The 18,054-nt window shown below is 66.5% G+C and carries 13 protein-coding genes; 5 read left to right on the top strand and 8 right to left on the bottom strand.

The window, feature by feature from the left end:
• The first annotated feature begins 100 nt into the window (after window positions 1-100).
• Entirely contained in the window at window positions 101-1,015 is a 915-nt protein-coding gene (locus DDT93_RS17455; RefSeq protein WP_109467142.1) for an isocitrate lyase/PEP mutase family protein, read from the top strand.
• A gap of 6 nt (window positions 1,016-1,021) precedes the next feature.
• On the top strand, window positions 1,022-2,158 hold the full coding sequence (locus tag DDT93_RS17450; RefSeq protein ID WP_109467141.1) for a 2-methylaconitate cis-trans isomerase PrpF family protein: 1,137 nt from the start codon (window positions 1,022-1,024) through the stop codon (window positions 2,156-2,158).
• Window positions 2,159-2,217: 59 nt separating this feature from the next.
• Here DDT93_RS17450 and tcuA read toward each other — a convergent pair whose 3' ends face one another.
• On the bottom strand, window positions 2,218-3,726 hold the full coding sequence (gene tcuA, locus DDT93_RS17445) for an FAD-dependent tricarballylate dehydrogenase TcuA (RefSeq protein WP_232825494.1): 1,509 nt from the start codon (window positions 3,724-3,726) through the stop codon (window positions 2,218-2,220).
• Window positions 3,727-3,945: 219 nt separating this feature from the next.
• Between tcuA and DDT93_RS17440 the strand changes: the two genes are divergently transcribed.
• The 3 genes from DDT93_RS17440 to DDT93_RS17430 are packed head-to-tail and all read left to right on the top strand — an operon-like array spanning window position 3,946 to window position 7,836.
• Complete coding sequence (locus DDT93_RS17440) at window positions 3,946-5,418, top strand: aldehyde dehydrogenase (RefSeq protein WP_232825493.1); 1,473 nt, start codon at window positions 3,946-3,948, stop codon at window positions 5,416-5,418.
• 32 nt (window positions 5,419-5,450) lie between these two features.
• The gene (locus tag DDT93_RS17435) at window positions 5,451-6,431 is read left to right on the top strand and encodes an NAD-dependent epimerase/dehydratase family protein (RefSeq protein WP_109467138.1); all 981 of its coding nucleotides are present in this window, start codon (window positions 5,451-5,453) and stop codon (window positions 6,429-6,431) included.
• Window positions 6,432-6,441: 10 nt separating this feature from the next.
• Window positions 6,442-7,836, top strand: coding sequence for an MmgE/PrpD family protein (locus DDT93_RS17430; RefSeq protein WP_157960216.1), 1,395 nt, complete (start codon window positions 6,442-6,444; stop codon window positions 7,834-7,836).
• Here DDT93_RS17430 and DDT93_RS17425 read toward each other — a convergent pair.
• The 7 genes from DDT93_RS17425 to DDT93_RS17395 form a co-directional block, all read right to left on the bottom strand.
• Window positions 7,833-8,516, bottom strand: a complete 684-nt coding sequence (locus DDT93_RS17425) for a GntR family transcriptional regulator (RefSeq protein ID WP_109467136.1) — start codon at window positions 8,514-8,516, stop codon at window positions 7,833-7,835. The genes DDT93_RS17430 and DDT93_RS17425 overlap by 4 nt on opposite strands.
• Before the next feature lie 229 nt (window positions 8,517-8,745).
• Window positions 8,746-9,693: an alpha/beta hydrolase family protein gene (locus DDT93_RS17420; RefSeq protein WP_109467135.1), complete on the bottom strand. Its 948-nt coding sequence runs from the start codon at window positions 9,691-9,693 to the stop codon at window positions 8,746-8,748.
• Entirely contained in the window at window positions 9,690-10,709 is a 1,020-nt protein-coding gene (locus DDT93_RS17415) for an oligopeptide/dipeptide ABC transporter ATP-binding protein (RefSeq protein ID WP_109467134.1), read from the bottom strand. Before DDT93_RS17415 ends, DDT93_RS17420 begins: the two co-directional genes overlap by 4 nt.
• Window positions 10,706-12,619, bottom strand: coding sequence for a dipeptide/oligopeptide/nickel ABC transporter permease/ATP-binding protein (locus tag DDT93_RS17410; protein ID WP_109467133.1), 1,914 nt, complete (start codon window positions 12,617-12,619; stop codon window positions 10,706-10,708). Before DDT93_RS17410 ends, DDT93_RS17415 begins: the two co-directional genes overlap by 4 nt.
• The gene (locus DDT93_RS17405) at window positions 12,616-13,560 is read right to left on the bottom strand and encodes an ABC transporter permease (RefSeq protein WP_109467132.1); all 945 of its coding nucleotides are present in this window, start codon (window positions 13,558-13,560) and stop codon (window positions 12,616-12,618) included. The genes DDT93_RS17410 and DDT93_RS17405 overlap by 4 nt, the downstream gene beginning before the upstream one ends.
• A gap of 21 nt (window positions 13,561-13,581) precedes the next feature.
• Complete coding sequence (locus tag DDT93_RS17400; RefSeq protein WP_109467131.1) at window positions 13,582-15,099, bottom strand: ABC transporter substrate-binding protein; 1,518 nt, start codon at window positions 15,097-15,099, stop codon at window positions 13,582-13,584.
• Between the two features lie 269 nt (window positions 15,100-15,368).
• Window positions 15,369-18,035, bottom strand: coding sequence for an AMP-binding protein (locus DDT93_RS17395; RefSeq protein WP_157960215.1), 2,667 nt, complete (start codon window positions 18,033-18,035; stop codon window positions 15,369-15,371).
• Between the last annotated feature and the right edge of the window lie 19 nt (window positions 18,036-18,054).

Genomic DNA, 18,054 nt, shown 5'->3' with positions numbered 1-18,054 from the left:
ATGCATCATCCGTTGAGGGTGATGCGAAGTGAAAAATGTCAACAGTTGACAAAGATTATCCGGCGCTCATACTTCCGGAACGTTCAGCCGGAAGAAGGCCATGCCAGATAACAAATACAACTCGCCCGTCGGCATCATTCACACTGACCTGCGCACCCGCCGCGCCGCGTTTCGCGCCCTGATGGAAAGCAGAACTGCCGAACTGCTGCCGGGGGCGGCCAACCCGCTGACCGCGCGGATCATCCAGGATCTGGGGTTCTCGGCGGTCTACCTGACCGGCGCGGGCCTCACCAACACCACGCTGGGCCTGCCGGACCTTGGCCTCGTCACCGCGACCGACCTCGTCGAAGCGACCGGGCGGATCGCCGATGTCTGCGATCTGCCGCTGCTGGTGGACATGGACACGGGGTTCGGCAATGCGCTGAACACCTATCACACCGTGCGCCGACTGGAGCGGGCGGGGGCCGCCGCCATCCAGATCGAGGACCAGATCTTTCCGAAGAAATGCGGTCACTTCTCGGGCAAGGGTGTGGTTCCGGTCGAGGAGATGCTGGGCAAGCTGCGCGCCTGTCTTGATGCGCGCGAGGACGAGAACCTGATGATCGTCGCGCGGACCGATGCGCGCGCGGTCGATGGCTTCGAGGCCGCGATGGACCGTGCGCACCAGATGATCGAGACGGGGGCCGACATGATCTTTGTCGAGGCCCCCGAGACACGGGAGGAGATCGAGGCGATCGGTCAGCTGCCCGCGCCGCAGGTGATCAACCTTGTCGTCGGTGGCAAGACCCCGATGATGGAGCTTGACGCATTGCGCGACGCCGGTTTCTCCTGCGTGCTCTATGCCAACGCGGCGCTTCAGGCATCGGTCAAGGCGATGCACGAGGTGCTCGGTTCGTTGCTGCGGACCGGTTCCCTGTCGGAAGTCTCTGACCGTCTCGCCAGCTTTTCCGAGCGCCAGAGGCTGGTCGGCAAGCCCGAGATCGATGCCCTGAGCGCGCGCTACGAAGGGTCCTGACGCCTTATGAGCCTGAAGAGTGTGCCCGCGAGTTTCTGGCGCGGCGGAACGTCGAACGCGCTGGTGTTTCGGGCGGAGGACTTGCCCGGCAGCCGCGCGGACTGGGAGCCGATCCTGCTCGCCGCGATGGGCTCGCCTGATCCGAACGGACGTCAGCTGGATGGCATGGGCGGGGGCATTTCCTCGCTATCCAAGGTCTGTGTCCTGGCACCGCCGAGCCGCGAGGATGCGGACGTGGATTTCACCTTTGGACAGGTACCCGTCGGGCCCGGGCCGGTCGACTACGGCGGCAACTGCGGCAACATGATCTCGGCTGTCGGTCCGGCGGCCATCGACCTCGGTTATGTCGCCTTTCCCCCGGATGGCACGGCGCGCGTGCGAATCCACAACACCAATACAGGCAAGATCATCGTGAGCCATTTCCCGGTGCGGGACGGGGCTGCGGAGGCCGAGGGAGCGCTGGCGATCGACGGCGTGGCCGGAACCGCCGCGCCGATCCGGCTGGAATTTCTTGCGCCCGGTGGCGCCAAGACGGGGCGCCTGTTGCCGACGGGGTCGCCCAGTGACGCGCTCGAGACCCCGGACGGCACTGTGCGGGCGAGCCTTGTGGATGCGGCCAACCCTTGCGTCTTTGTGACGGCTTCGGACCTCGGCAAGACCGGGGCCGAGGCACCCGAGGCGCTGGCGAAGGATGCGGCGTTCATGCGCCGGATGGAGGACATCCGCCGCGCCGGGTCTGTCCGGATGGGGCTGGCGGCCAGTCTGGAGGCGGCGGGGCGCATTCCGAGCATTCCCAAGGTTGCCATCGTCGGCGCTCCGGTCGACGCGACCAGCCTGTCGGGTGCGATGATCGCGGCCGAAGAGGTTTCGCTGATGGTGCGGATGCTGTCGATGGAGCAGCCACATCGCGCGGTGCCGATCACCGGGTCGATCTGCCTTGCGCTGGCCGCGAGGGTGCCCGGCACGGTGGTCGCTGAGGTGTGTTCCACCGCTTCCGGTCCGCTGACATTCTCGCATCCCTCGGGGACGATACTCGTGGATGCTGAGGCTGCCGAGCGCGGAGGGCAGTGGGAGGCCATCAGCGGCAGTGTCTACCGGACGGCCCGCAAGCTGTTCTCGGGCGCTGTCTTTTATCGCGGTTGATCAAGGCAAGGAAAAAGGCCGGTCCCGAGGGCCGGCCTTTTCCGAGGCTTTGTCGTCGTTCACTCCGCCGGTTCGGCAACCTTCGCCCTGGTCCCGACATAGGCGGCGGCGCTTTCGCCAGCCAGCTTGCCGAAGACCGAGCCCGACATGAGGCCGGTGCCGCCCGGGTAGTTTTCGTAGAACAGGCCGCCCAACAGCTCGCCCGCCGCATAGAGGCCGGGAATGGACTGGTCGGTCATGTCCTGCACTTCGCCCTTGGTGTTGATCTGCAGCCCACCGAAGGTGAAGGTGATGCCGGTCGTGCAGACATAGGCCTCGTAGGGCGGCTGGTTGATCGGCAGGGCCCAGTTGGTCTTGGGCGGCTCGATGCCCTTGGTGCCGACACCGTCGAGGATCGAAGGGTTGTAGTCGCCACCCTGGCAGGCGTCGTTGTACTCGCTGACCGTGGCGGCGAGCTTGGCCGGATCGAGGTCGAGCTGTTCGGCCAGTTCCTCGATGGTGTCGGCCTTAGCTTTGGTGACCTCCTTGATCCGGTATTCATCGCGCAGGCGGTGGATGGTCTGCTGGTCGAAGATCTGGATCGCGGTGCGGTTCGGCTGGGCCATGATCTCGCGCCCGTACTTGGCGTAGGTCAGGTTGCGATAGTCCGCGCCTTCATCGACGAAGCGTTCGCAGTCCGTGTTGACCATGATCCCCAGCGGGTAGGAGTGCTTCTGGAAGTTGTCGAGAACCCAGCGGTCGCCATAGGGCGGCGCCGAGATGTCCCATTCGCAGGCGTGGCAGGACGACCAGTTCCCATAGGGCTTGGCCCCGATTTCGAGCGCGGCCTGGATGCCTTCGCCCATGTTGTGCCGGGTGCCGCGCACGCGGCACAGGTCCCAGCCGACGCCGAGGTAGCGCACCCGCCACTGCTGGTTCGACTCGAAGCCGCCGCAGGCGAGGATCACGGCCTTGCCGGTGATCTCGCCATAGCCTTCCTTCGTTCGCGTCTTGACCCCGGTCACGGTACGGTCCTGCGACTGGAGCAGGCCGATGGCGGCGGTGCCGTAGCGGATTTCGATGCCCAGCTTCTCGGCGCGCTGAATCTCGGCTTCGACGAGGCCCGCGCCGCCGCCGACCGCCTCGATGTTCACGCCACCGTAGAAGTGATGCTTGCCATCCACGAGATAGCTCTGCCGTCCGAACATCGGGACGAAGCGGATGGAGTGGCTGCGGAGCCAGCCCATCGTCATGCGCGACCGGTCGACAAGCAGCTGTGCCAGATCCTCGTCGGTCTGGTAGCGGGTGACCTCGCGCATCTGGTCCATGAAGAACTCGCGGCTGTGCGGGGGCAGGATGATCTGGTCGCGCTCTTCGTCCGACAGGTCGGTCAGAATGTCCTGCACCACGTCGTCGAGACCCTCGTGCGCAAAGCGGAAGCCGCCAGCCGTGAAGTAGGAATTGCCTCCGCGCTCCTCCTCGGGCGCGCGTTCCAGGACCAGCGTCCGCGCGCCGTTCTCATGGGCCGACAGGGCGGCGCACAGGGCCGCGTTTCCGGCTCCCACCACGATGACGTCATATTCGCTCACGTTTCTCTCTCCCAATTTCGCGGCCGCGGCGGGCACGGCGCTGCATTTCATGCCTTTTCGTAAATTGTAGACAGTTGACAGTCAAGCCTGTTCGATGCATTTCGGTAGCAGGAATGCGTCACCTTCACATGCGAAGGAGGCTGGAGTCACGCCAATACGTCAACTGTTGACAATATGTGGCAGCCTAGACAGCCTGCGCCGGAAATACGGGAGGACATGGTGAGGAAGTACGGCTTATTCATCGGGGGAGAGTGGACGGAAACGGGGCGGGGCGCCCGGTTTCCGGCGGTCAATCCGTTTACGGCAGAGCCGTGGGCAGAGCTGGCAGAGGCGGGGCAGGGCGATGTCGATGCCGCGGTGGCAGCGGCAGTCGCGGCACAGCCTGCGTGGGCGGCAACCAATGGGGCGACGCGGGCCGCGATTCTCAATCGCATCGCGGACGTGATTGTCGAGAATGCGCAGCAGATGGCGGTCTACGAGTCCACGGACAACGGCAAGGTGATCAGGGAGACCGGATCGCAGATGCTCTTCGCGGCGCGGCTGTTCCGGTTCTACGCGGGCTATGCGGACAAGCTCTATGGCAGCACGATCCCGCTCGATAGCCCGACGATCTTTGACTACACGCTGCGCGAACCCTACGGCGTCGTGGCGCTGATCACCGCGTGGAACTCGCCGATCACGCTGCTTTGCAACAAGTTGCCCGCTGCGCTGGCGGCCGGGAACACTATTGTGGTGAAGCCCTCTGAACATGCCTCGGTCTCGACGCTGGAATTCTGCAAGCTGCTGACCGAGGGCGGGTTGCCGCCGGGGGTGGTGAACGTGGTCACCGGTGCCGCCGAGACCGGAGCTGCACTTGTGCGTCATCCCGACATCGCCAAGGTGAGCTTTACCGGCTCGCCCGGCGTCGGCCGCAAGATCGCGTCGATGGCGGGCGAGATGCTCAAGCCGGTGACGCTCGAACTCGGCGGCAAGTCTCCGAACATCGTGTTCGATGATGCCGACCCGGAGGCGGCGACCATCGGGGCGCTGGCCGGGATCTTCGGCGCGACGGGGCAGACCTGCGTGGCGGGGTCACGGCTGCTGGTGCAGCGCGGGCTCTACAACGAAATCACCGAGCGGCTGGCAACACGGGCGCAGGCGATCCGGTTGGGTGACCCGCTGGACCCGGCTTCGGAAATGGGAACGGTCGCCAACCAGCCGCAGTTCGACCGGATCATCGCGTCGATCGAGAGCGCAAAATCGGACGGGGCGCGGTTGGTCACCGGGGGCGGTGCGGCGAAGGGCGCGCACCTCGGCAAGGGGCTGTTCATCGAACCGACGATCTTTGCGGATGCCCGCAACGACATGGCGGTGGCGCAGACCGAGATCTTTGGCCCTGTCCTGACTATCCTCCCCTTCGAGGAAGAGGAGGAGGCGGTGCGGATTGCCAACGACATCCCCTTCGGCCTCGCCTCGGGCATCTGGACGCGCGACATCTCGAGGGCGATGCGTCTGGTGCCGCGCATGAAATCCGGGGTGGTCTGGGTCAACACCTACCGCATGGTCGCCGCGCAGGCGCCATTCGGCGGTACAAAGGAGAGCGGTTTCGGCCGGGAACGCGGCGAAGCCGGGATCATGGAATTCACCACCACCAAGAACGTGATGATCGACTATTCCAGCGAAGCCCGAGACCCCTTCGCCATCAAGAACTGACGCGCCGGAGGGCGCACAAGGGAGGACGTTACATGAAGATCAAGGGCGGCAAGTTCATGGTGACCGGGGGCATCAGCCTCATCGGGTCCCATGTGACCGAGCAATTGCTGGAACAGGGCGCGGCGGAGGTGATCCTCTTCGACAACTACTCGCTCGGCACCACTGATATGATCGCGCATATCCTGGCCGAAGACCGGGTCAGGCTGGTGCGGGGTGACATCACGCGGGTCGGGGAGCTGTATAACGCGCTGGAGGGGGTCGACGGGATCTTTGCCATCGCGGGGTTCCTGACTTTGCCGTTTGCGGCCAACCCGGAACTCGGCATCACGGTGAACGCGCTCGGCCACGTCAACGTGCTGGAGGCGGCGCGCTATCGCGGGGTGAAGAAGGTGATCTTCTCCTCCTCAGTCGCGACCTATGGCGACCCGGAGCCGGGGCTGATCGACGAGACGCGGCCCTTCCGTTTTCACACCATGACGCCGCCGGGCGTGCTCTATGGCTCGACCAAGATCATGGGCGAGCAGCTTGGGCGGCTCTATTCGCAGAAGTACGGCGTCGAGTCCGTGTCACTGCGCTATGCCACCGTCTACGGTGAACGGCAGCACTATCGGGGCGTGAACGCGCTCTACATCATCGACACCTACGACAAGCTGGTGCGGGGCGAGCGCCCGCAGATCCCGGGCGACGGGTCGGAGGTTCATGACTACATCCACGTCGCCGACGTTGCCCGCGCAAACCTGATGGCGATGGAGAGCGACGTGACCGGCGAGGCGTTCAACGTGGCGACAGGGGTCGCAACCAATCTCAACCGTTTGTTCGAGATCATCGCGGGGATTGTCGGGTCGGACCTGACGCCGGAGTACAAGGACAAGGAAGGCGCCGTGCGCGTCACCACCTCCAGCCAACTTGATTTCTCGATCGAGAAGATCGGACGGATGATCAGCTGGACGCCGCAGGTCAGCATCGAGGCAGGGATCGAGCGGCTGATCCGGTGGCGCAAGGCGCAGGGGTAGGGCGATGAACATGCAGACCACATCGGCCATCGGGCCTTCGGCGGCATTGGCCGGATTTGCCGAGCGGGTATCCTTCGACGAAATCCCGACCGAGGTGCTGGAGCGCGCGCGCATCCATATTCTCGATGGCCTCGGCCTGGCCGTGGCTTCCACCGTCTTTCCCTATGCCAAGCCGACGCTGACGGCGGTGCAGGAGTTGAGCGGCGGCGCGGGGTGCACCGTTATCGGGCAGGCCTTCCGCGCCGCGCCGCGCGATGCGGCGATGGCCAACGGGGTGCTAATCCACGGTCTCGACTACGACGACACGCACCTCGAAGCGATCGTGCACCCGACTGCGGCGGTGCTGCCCGCCGTTCTGGCGGTGGCCGAAGATCGTGGACTTTCGGGCCGCGAGGCGCTGGCCGCCTTCTGCATCGGGATGGAGGTCTGCATCCGGCTTGGCGCCGCGGTGAAGGGCGGGTTCCATCACACCGGGTTCCACGCGACCGGTGTTCTCGCGCATTTCAGTTCGGCCATCGCGGCGGGGCGGCTCATGGGGGCCAACGCGCGGCAGCATGTCGATGCCTTCGGGATCGCCGCGAGCACGGCCTCGGGCGTGCAGGTCTTTCTGGAGGAAGGAGCCTGGACCAAGCGCCTGCACCCGGGTTGGGCGGCCGCAGGTGGCATCACCGCGGCGACGCTCGCGCGGCACGGTTTCGTCGGGCCCACGCGGGCGCTGGAGGGGCGTTTTGGCCTGTTCGATACGCACCTGCACGAGCACGCCAAGGTCGTCGATCCGAGCTTTCTGACGGAAGGGTTGGGTGACAGGTGGATGATGGCGGATACGGCTCTCAAGCCTTATCCGGTCTGCCACTTCATCCACGGCGCGGCAGATGCCGCGCTGGCGTTGCAGGCAGAGATCGCCGGGGCCGAGATTGCCTCCGTCGATATCCTGCTGCCGCAGGACACGTTGAAGATCGTGGCCGAACCGATCGAGCACAAGCGGAACGCCCGGAACGAGTACGAGGCCAAGTTCTCCGCGCCCTTCGTCGTCGCCTCGACCCTCTTGCGGGGCCGTTTCGGCCTGTCCGACCTGACGGAAGAGGCCATCGCCGATCCGGCGGTGCAGGCGCTGGCGCGGCGGTGTAGCTGTCATGCCGATCCGAAGTCCCTCTTCCCCGAGTACTTCTCGGGCGGGGTGAAGGTGACGCTGGCGGATGGTCGCGTGCTGTCGCAACATGTTCCGGTGAACAGCGGGGCGGGCGACAAGAAGATGACGCTGGATGAGACGACGGAGAAGTTTCTCCAGAACACCGCCCTCGCCATTCCCGAGGCGCAGGCGATGCGCATCCGGCAGGCGGTGATCGACCTCGAACATCTCGAGCTTGCCGATCTCTCGGCGGTGTTGCGGGGCGGGGCGGCTTAACCCGCCTTCGCCTCCTGCTCGACCTTGTCCATGGCAAGCTGCGCGTGGATGCGGGCATTACGTATGTGGGTCCGCATGGCGGCCTCGGCCTTGTCGGGGTCGCCGGATTCGAGGGCATCGAGGATCGCATGGTGTTCGGCCAGCGCCTGGGCCGCGCGCCCCGTCATCGTCGACGACTTGTAGCGATAGAGCCTCAGCAGGTCGTAGAGATCGCCCGAGACCATCGAGATCAGGTAGTCGTTCTGCGAGGCTTTCACGATGCGGAAGTGAAAGTCGAAATCGCCGCTCTGCTGGTAATAGCCTTCGCCCGAGCGCACCTCTTCGTGGGTGGCGTGATCGTCGAGCATGGCCCGCAGCTTGGCCAGTTCGTTGGGCGAGATCCGCTCGGTCGCAAGGCGGCAGGCCATGCCTTCGAGGGCCTCGCGCACATCGAGCAGTTCCGCCAGCCGCCGGGTCGAGAGTTCGACCACCCGCACGCCGATGTTGGCGGTCCGCTCCAACAGGCGGCGCCCCTCCAGCCGCCGGATGGCCTCGCGCAGCGGGCCTCGGCTGATCCCGTATTCCTCGGCGAGAACCTGTTCGCGCACCCGATCTCCAGGCGAAAGCTCGCCCCCGATGATCGCGGCCTCCAGCCGTTCGGTTGCCGCGTCGACCAGGGATTTCGCTTCGATCTTCGTCATTTGCTCGGGCCTCGCTGCGATCTGCCAAGGGTTTGGCCGGGAAAATTGTTAATTGTAAACAGTAGAAGGCGGGAAGGATTTGAGCAAGCAGGTTTGCGGCGACCGACAGGTCGGGCGCGGAAAGGCTGGCGGCACGCAGGTGCGCTGATGGGAATGGGCAGATACAGGCGTGGAAGACCCGCACCGATGGGCGGGTCTTGGCACGTCAAACAGGCCGGTCGGGATTACGTCACTTGTGGCGGAAGATCACTGGGCAGTCCGCGACGCGGTCGTCAATGCGATCCAGCCAGTCCCTTGCATCGGTGAGGTCGGTGACATGGGCGTCGAGGAACGCCGTGGTCACCAGTGCCAACGCTTCGAGCTGGTAGGGCACGGTATGCCCCTCGGGCGTCATGCCGCCAAGGTAGTGGTTGGCGTCGTCCAGAACGGCGAGATACTTGCCGCCCGGCGGAGCGAGGTCGTAGGGTTCGCACTTCCAGTGCCAGTCCTGCCCCTTGGCCCCGCCGTCCTCCTTGCCGGTCACTGTCAGGACCGGGCCGGTCATGCCATCCCAAGACCCTTCGCGCAGGCCCTGCTGGTTGCGTCCCTGTCCGCTGAGCACCATCGCGGCGCGGAACCGTTCGTCGCGAAAGCTTTGCGGCCCGTCGGGCAGGTCGATGACCGCGCCGGCGAAGAGTTGGGCGGTATAGGCCCCGAAGGAGTGTCCGGCGATGGCGACCGGCAGTTGTGTTTCCGTCGCGCCCATCGCGGCAAGGATCGACGGCATCTCGTCCATGATGCGCCGCACGATGCGGATCCGGTCGAGCCAGTAGGCCGGGTCGTGCAGGATTTGGAACATCGTCGGCCGCACCGCGGGCAGCTTGCGGGCCCAGAGCACGAGTTCCGGATCGTCGGGGTCAAGCCCCAGTTCCGGTTTGGCGCGGGCCACGGCAAAGATGCTGTCGGCGAAGGTCGGGTGGATGACGAGGTAGCCCGCTGCCGCCCAGGTGTCGGTCATGGACCCGTAGGCCTTGCCGCTGGATCCGAGGCCGTGACAGAAGACCACGACGCCCTTGACCGGCCCGGTGGCGGGGTGACGGCATACCAGCGAGATCTTGCCGCCCGCGCCGTCGGAAAGGACCATGTCCGACACCGTGACCGCACGGGGATCGCTGCTCGGGTTCCAGGGCATGTTCATGTCGTCACCTTTTCCTTCAGACCGCTTACGCCTGCTGTTCCGCCTTCGACGAGGAAGCACTGTGCCGTGCCGCCGCCGCTTACGTCCAGCGAGGTCGGCACGTCCTTGTGGCAGCGCTCCATCGCAAAGGCGCAGCGGTTGCGATAGGGGCAGCCGGCCTCGGCCATTCTCGGCAGTTCCGACGCCGGGGCCGCGCGCCGCGCCGCCCGCCGGGCCCTCTGCCGTGCCGGGTCCAGCAGCGGTACCGCATCCAGCAGCGCCTTGGTATAGGGATGCGCAGGGCGGTGGTAGACCCGGTCGGCAGGCCCTTCCTCGACGATATGGCCGAGGTACATCACCGCGATCCGGTCCGAGATGTGATGAACCAGCGCGAGGTCATGGGCGATCAGCAGGTAGGCGATCCCCAGCGCGTCGCGCCGTTCGTAGAGCAGGTTGATGATCTGGTTCTGCGTTGAGACGTCCAGAGCGCTGACCGGCTCATCCAGCACGATCAGCTTTGGCTGCAGCGCGAGGGCGGCGGCGATGGCGATCCGCTGCCTCTGGCCACCCGAGAACTCGTTGGGAAAGCGCGGCAGGTGGGTTTCGGGCAGGTTCACGAGGCGCAGCAGTTCGGCGGCGCGTTCACGGCGTTCGGCCCGGGACATGCTGGTGTGGATCTTGAGCGGCTCCGTGACGATCTGCTCGACCGTCATCGAGGGGTTGAGCGAGGAGTAGGGGTCCTGGAACACGGCCTGGATGTTGCGGCGCACCTCGGGCGGATAGTGCGTGTCGAGCGCGGCGAGGTCGGTGCCATTGAACCGCATGGTGCCGCTGGCCGCGGGCACCAGACCCAGCAGCGTGTTGGCGATGGAGGACTTGCCCGAACCGGACTCGCCAACCAGCCCCAGCGTCTCGCCCGCGCGGATCGAGAGGGACGCGCCTTTGACCGCTTCGAAACCGGTACTCCGGAGACCGAGGAACGACCGACCGCCATAGCTCACCCGCAGGTCCTTGATGTCGAGCAGCGTCTCGCTCATTGCGCGGCCTCCAGCACGAGTTCGTCGGCGCGCACGCAGCGGATCAACCGGGCGTCGCCGCTCAGCGGCACCGGGGCGGCGCAGGCCTCGGTGACATGCGGGCAGCGCGCGGCAAAGCGGCAGCCCTCGGGCCAGTGGCCGGGCGTCGGGACCGAGCCGGGGATGACTGGCAGGGGTGGCGTGCCGCTGGCGCCGTGGGGCATCGCCGAGAGCAGACCGGACGTGTAGGGATGGCGCGGGTTGGCAAAGAGATCGTCCACCGGCGCGGTCTCGACGATCTCGCCGCAATACATCACCGCGATCCGGTCGCAGACATCTGCCGCCACGGCGAGGTCGTGGGTGACGAAGAGCATCGCCATCCCGAATTCGTCCTGCAGGTCGCGAAAGAGGTCGAGGATCTCCTGCTGCACGGTCACGTCGAGCGCGGTGGTGGGTTCGTCCGCGATCAGCAGCTTGGGCCCGCAGGACAGAGCCCGCGCGATGGCGATGCGCTGCGCCATGCCGCCGGAGAGCTCGTGCGGATAGGCCTGCGCACGCTCGGTCGCGCGGGGGATGCCGACCCGGTCGATCAGCTCGACCGTCCGGTCCCAAGCGGCGCGGCGCGAGAGGCCCTGCTTGACCCGCAGCACCTCGGAGATCTGGTTGCCGACGGTATAGGCCGGATTGAGGCTGGTGGTCGGGTCCTGAAAGACCATCGCGACGTCGTTGCCCCGGACCTTCTCGAGACCGGCCTTCGAGAGGCCGAGCAGGTCCGTCCCATCCAACGTGACGCGGCCCCCGGTGATCCGGCCACCGGCACCGATCAGCCCCATCAGGGCAAGGCCCGTCACCGTCTTGCCCGAACCGGATTCACCCACGAGGCCGAGGGTCTCGCCGCGCGCGATGCGGAAGGACATATCGGTCACGACCGGCACCTCGGCGCCCCCCTTGGGCGAGACCATGACCTCGAGCCCTTCGACACGTAGCATGTCGTCCGCGCGTGGGGGGAGGGGGCGGCTCGGCGCGGTCCGCACCCGGGCAGGGGCGGTCGAGGGCGCCGCGGGGACGCGGATGCCACGGCCGATGGAGTCGCGCAGCACGTCGCCCAGCAGGTTCACCGCCAGCACGGTCGCGACGATGGCCAGCCCGGGCGGGACGGCAAGGAAGGGGTTGAGCTCCATGTAGGAGGCTGCGGTGTTCAGCATGGTGCCCCAGCTCGCCTGCGGCGGCTGAACCCCGATGCCGATAAAGCTGAGGCCCGCTTCGGCCAGCAGCACCGCGCCGACGGTCAGCGTGACCTGAACGATCAGCGGCGGTGCGATGTTCAGGAAGATGTGGCGCACGAGGATACGTGTTGGTGAAGCGCCGATGACACGGGCCGACTTGGCATAGACCTCCTCGCGCTCGGTCAGCACGACGGAGCGCGCGAGACGCAGGAAGGCGGTGGAATAGAGGATGCCGAGCGCGAACATGGCGCGATGCAGGCCGGTGCCGAGGATCGCGATGATGACGATGGCGACCATGATGCCGGGGATCGAGACGATGGCCTCGACCAGCCGCATGGTGAGGCGATCCCACCAGCCGCCCCGGTAGCCGATGAACAGCCCGATGGGCACGCCGATCAACACTGCGAGGCTCGTGGCCTCGACCGCGGCGATGACGGCGATCCGGCTCCCGTAGATCAGCCGCGAGAGCACGTCGCGCCCGAGGTCGTCGGTGCCAAGCCAATGCGCGGCCGAGGGACCCTGAAGCGATGCGATAAGGTCCTGATCCAGCGGGTCGTAGGGCGCGAGCCATTGGGCGAAGAGGGCGCAGACCACCAGTGCCGCCAGCACGAGAACGGAAGGGATGACCACGGCGAGGGTCGAGGGCGTCATCCAGGCCGGGCGCGATTTGCGCGTCGTCTGTGCAGGGAGGGAGGCAGAAGTCATGACGGGCGCGCCTTCGGATTGATCAGGCCGTAGAGGATGTCGGTGACGAGCTGCACCAACATCACGACCAGCACGAGGACCAGCACGATCCCCTGGATCATCGGGATGTCCTGCTGGCGCACTGCCGCGATGGCGAGCGAGCCGATGCCATTGATGGCAAAGACCTGCTCGACGATGAGGGCACCGCCGAGGAGGACCGTGACCTGGAACGACAGGACGGTGATCACCGGCACCAGCGCGTTCTTGAGGGCGTGCTTGAAGGTGACCCGGAGCGCAGACAGGCCCTGGGCCCGCGCCGCGCGGATGTAGTCCTGTTGCAGCACGCCCACCATCGCCGAGCGCACCTGCCGCGCGATGGCGGCGCTGGTCGACAGGCCGAGGGCGAGGGCGGGCAGGGTGATCGAGCGCAGCCATTGCCCCGGCGAGTCCTTGAACGGGACATATCCGGTGGCCGGGAACCAGTTCAGCGCGACGGCAAAGACCGAGACGAGGATCAGGCCGAACCAGAAGTTCGGGATTGCCTGACCGATGGTGGCGCCGAAGGTGGCGAGCCTGTCGATCCAGGACCGTGGCCGCAGCGCTGCCGCCACACCCGCGCCAAGGCCCACCACCACCGAGATCAGCACCGAGGCGAGGGTCAGCGAAAGGGTCGCGGGCATCCGCTGCACGACCGCGTCCACCACCCGCACCGAGTTGAAAAAGGAGGTGCCGAGGTCACCCCGGACCGCGCCCTCGAGCCACTGTACGTAGCGCACGAGGAAGGGCTGATCGAGGCCCAGCCGTTCGTGCACCATCTCGTACTGCTCCGCCGTTGCCCGGTCGCCTAGGATCAGGTCTGCAGGATCGCCCGGCAGCAGCGCGGTCAGCGAGAAGGTCAGGAAGGAGACAATCAACAGAAGCGGCACCATCGCCAGCAGCCGCTGCCCGATCAATCGTGTCATGGCCTGACCTTCCCGCTGGTCTCAGTTGTCGACGCGCAGGCCGCGCAGGATCGGCGTATCGGTGCCCGGGCGGAACTTGACCGTCGGATTCTCCGCCATGGCGTCGGATACCCCGAAGAGGATCGGCGTCGTCGTGATGAAGATGATATAGCTGTCGTCCGAGACGTTTTCGAACATCTCGTTGTAGATCGGGGCGCGGTCCGCGTACTCGACCTTGGCCAGCCCTTCCTCGCTCAGTTCCATCAGCCTTGGATCAGGCTCGACCCGGTAGGGATTGAACAGCGCTTCCTTGGCCACGTAGTAGGTGGTCAGGTACTTGGGGTCGAGGAAGGTGTTCCAGACCAGGTTGGTGGCCGGGAAATCGGTCGACATCGACCGCCGCGCCAGCGTGCCGGGCTCGACCGTCACGATGTTCATGGTGATGTTGATCTTTTTCAGGAAGCCGGCGACCGCTTCGAGGCGCGAGGCGAAGACCGGGATCGAGGGCATGTCGAATTCGAAGCCGTCCTCGTAGCCCGCTTCCTTCATCAGCTCCTTGGCCTTGTCGAGGTCATAGGCGTACTTCCCGTCAAGCGCCGGGTCATGCGGCCAGAGGCCATCGCCGTAGGGCTGATAGGCAGGAACGGAGAGACCGAACTCCACCGCCTTGGAAAAGGCCGCCCGGTCGATGGCATAGGCCATCGCCTGACGCACGCGCTTGTCGGCGAAGGCGGGAACCTTGGTGCCCTCGCGGTCCATCAGGCCAAGGTGATAGGTCGTCCCGCCGGGCTGGCGCAGAAGCTGGATGCCGGAGGTGCGGTCGACGATGGCGGCCTGCGGGCTGGACAGGAAGATGGCAATGTCGATCTGCCCGGTCTTGAGCGCGTTCAGCATGGCGGTGGCGTCGGGGATCTCCGACAGCTCCAGCCGCGCAACGCCCTGGTCGTCGGGGGTGCGGTAGTCTGGCGAGGGCAGGTAGACGCGCAGTTCGCCTTCGCGGGAGTCCGCCGCGGAATAGACATAGGGGCCGGTGCCCACCGGGTTGCGGTCGAGCGCGGGATCCTTCAGCGCGTTCGGGCTGACCATCATCCCGGCGGTTCCGCTGAGGGCGTCGATGATCGACGGATCGGGGCTCTTGAGCGAGATGGTGATCTCGTAGGGGCCAGTCGCCTCGGCCTTTTCGGCCAGCTTCATCGAGGCCTGTACGCCGAGTTCGATCACCCGGTTCAGGTTGGCCGCCGCCACCTCGGCGTTGAACTCTGCGCCATCGGAGAACTTGATGCCCTCCTTCAGCTTCACCTTGATGGTCGTGCCGTCGACCTCGTAGCTTTCGGCCAGCAGCGGGATCAGGTTGTTGTCGGCGTCATGGTCGAAGAGCGACTCGTAGACGGGCCGCAGGTAGCCGGCGCCGCCGCCCGAGTGCTGGTGCGGGTCCATCGTGATCAACTTGGCCTGTTCGCCCAGTCGCAGCGTGCCCGAAGGCTCGGCCCAAGCTGCCGGGGCGCTGAGCGCAACGCTCAGGACCGCAGACGCCACAAGTGTCTTGAATGAAATGGTCATGTCAGGCCCTCCCAGCCCGTATGTCTCCTCGGGCCCAGACCTATCCCAGAAAGAGCGATCACAAATACTCAAAACTTTCTGAGGGATGATAAGTTTGAGTGATGCCTTGGGGCGTGGTGGGAGGGGATGGCACCGGGGACCCTAGCGCCGTGCCCGCTGGCGTTTGGGCCGGGTCGAGGTCTGAAAAGCCGGGTAGCAGAACGAAAAACTCCCGCCGGGGCCCGGCGGGAGCTGCAGTAAGGCTACGTGGCTCTGACCAGCGGAGTGGCTCAGCTCTCGGGGTCGTCCTTTGGCGCACCGAAGCCCGGCGCACGTTTTTCGCGGAAGGCGCGCAACCCTTCCTCCAGATCGCCATCGCGCTGGGTGGAAGCGAAGCTGTCGATCTCGGCGGCGAGGCGTATCTCGGGAGCCTTCCGACGTGCAGCCGGGGCGACGAGCCGCTTGACCTCGCGCAGGGATTGCGGGCTGCAGGCGGCGATCTCGCGGGCCATGCCGAGGGCGCGTTCCATCAGCTGGTCAGGCGGCAGAACCTCGTTCACCAGCCCCCAGTCACAGGCGGTCCGGGCGTCCACCAGACCGGCAGTATAAAGAAGCTGGGCGGCGCGGGATGGCCCCAGCCGGTCATGGAGACGCGCGGTCGAGCCGCCGGTGGGAACGATGCCGTATTTCGCGTGGCCATCGCCAAGCCGAGCCCCGTCTGCGGCAAGGATGATATCGCAGCACAGCAGCATCTCGAGCCCGCCCGCGACGGCGACGCCATTTGCGGCGCCGATCACCGGGCAGGGCAGTTCCTCTATCATGGTGATGACCCGCTGGTTGTAGAAGAGGGTATCGGTCAGCGTGCTGCCTCCTTCGGCCAGCGCGGCCTCGAATTCGATCAGGTCTCCGCCCGCGCAGAAGGCGCGACCGGCGCCGGTGAGGATGACGGCCCGGAGGTCGGGCATCGCGGCGACCTCTTGTAGCCGGTGAGCGAGCGACCGCATCAGCGCCCGGGAGGCCGCGTTCAGTGCCTCGGGGCGGTCCAGGGTCAGGATGGCGATCTGGTCCCGCACCTCCAGCCGGACGCAGGAGGCCACCAGCGTATAGGTCTGTGGCAGCGGCGCGAGGGCCTCGGCCAATGCGCGCATCTGCGCCGCGTCCGCGCCGGACACCAAGGCTTCGACAAGGGTGCGTTTGCGGGCGTCGCTGCCGACAGTGACCTGCACCGAAGCCGACTCGCCGCAATGGGCGGCCACTTCCATCCTCACCTTCTCGGCGATCGCCTCCTCGCGGAGGGCGAGCTTGAAGATCTTGCCGACCGCCGTCACCGGCAGGGCATCGATCACAAGGATCCGGCGAGGGCGTGCCGGGGGTTCGTGGATCCCGGCTTCGAGTGTCTCGTAGAGGTCGCGCAGGTTCACGCTCTCGCCTGCCTTCGGTACGACGAAGAGCACGGGCACCTCGCCCGCGTACTGGTCGGGCATACCGACGGCGGCGCTGATCTCGACCCCGGGGGCGGCATTGGCCACATCCTCTATCGAGGCCGGGTCGATGTTGTGGCCGCTGCGCACGATCAGGTCTTTTTCGCGCCCGGTCAGCACCAGCCGCTCGTCTTCCGTCAGGAAACCGACGTCGCCAGTGGTCAGCCAGCCCTCTGCCAGTATCCCCGTGTCGTGGCTTGCCTCGACGTATCCGGGAAACACCTGGCGTCCCCGCACCTGGACCAGACCGCTTTCGCCGGGGGGGCAGGGCGTCACGCCATCCTCGACCTGCACGATCCGGGTTTCCGAGAAGGGCGCGCGCAGTCCAACGCTGCCCGCGACCGGAGTACCGTGACCGGGGGTGAAGGCAATGGCCGCCGAGGTCTCGGTCATGCCGTAGGTTTCGTGGATGGGGATGCCTGTCTTGCCCGTGAACCTTGCCCCGATGGCGCCCGGCAGGACGGCGCCGCCGGTGACCGCCATGCGCACCGACGAGATGTCGGGGCCCGGCTCGTAGGATACAGCCATCGCGCCGATGGACGTGGGAACGCCGCTGACGACGGTCGCACTGAATGCGTCAACCAGCCGCCAGTAGGTGCCGATCACCTCGGGCGGGCGCAGGGCATAGGGCGAGGGCACCACCATATGCCCACCCGCCGCGAGCACGGAGAGGCCGACCGTCATCGTCCCGCCGACATGGAAGAAGGGAAAGCCGTTCACGACCGTGTCGGTCTCGTCGTAGCCAAAGACCTGCGCAAAGCCGAAGGCCGCGTGGATCTGGTTGCCGTGGGTCAGCGGAACCAGCTTGGGCCGACCGGTGGTGCCGCCGGTGTGGAACAGGGCGCAGACGGTGTCGCGGTTATTCGAAGGCTCGAACTCCAGCCGGGCGGCGGGAGCACTTTCCAGCAGCGGGCCGAGCGCGGTGAACCCATCAGCCATCGCGCCCGCGCCGCCGATCACCAAGAGGTGCCGGAGGGTCGGAACCTCCTGCAACAGGCCCTGCGCCTTGTCCCAGCACATCCGGTCGAGCTGGGCCGCCGGGATCACGAGGATCGTGGCGCCCTCGGCGTTCAGCAGGTCGGCGATGGCCTCGCGGCTGAGCAGGTAGTTGAGCGTGCTCGCCACCCCGGCCACCTGCGCGCCTAGCAGCAGCGCGGGCAGGTCGGGCAGGGTCGGCGTGAGAAAGGCGGCAACGCCCTGTTCCGAGGTCAGCCCGAGGCCGCGAAACAGGTTGGCGGCGCGGGTGACCTCGGCCAGCAGTCCGGCGTGGGTCAGAGATACGCCCACGTCTGCCGGATCGGGCGATCGCAGGACGGTCAGGGCCGGCCTGTCGCCGCAGTGCTCGGCGGTGGCGCGGGACAGGTCGTAGAGATTGCGCGCCGTCACCAGCGAGTCGTAGGGCTCTGCCTCGATCGCGCGGATGTCCTCGATCCCGCGCACGGGCCGGACGGGTCGGGTGGTCTTCAGCGGCGGCATCTGGGTCTCCGTTGTGCGG

This window comes from Albibacillus kandeliae (genome assembly GCF_003116585.1).
GTDB lineage: Bacteria > Pseudomonadota > Alphaproteobacteria > Rhodobacterales > Rhodobacteraceae > Albibacillus > Albibacillus kandeliae.
The sequence above is the reverse complement of the archived record's forward strand: the minus strand, read 5'-3'. Positions and strand labels throughout refer to the sequence as shown.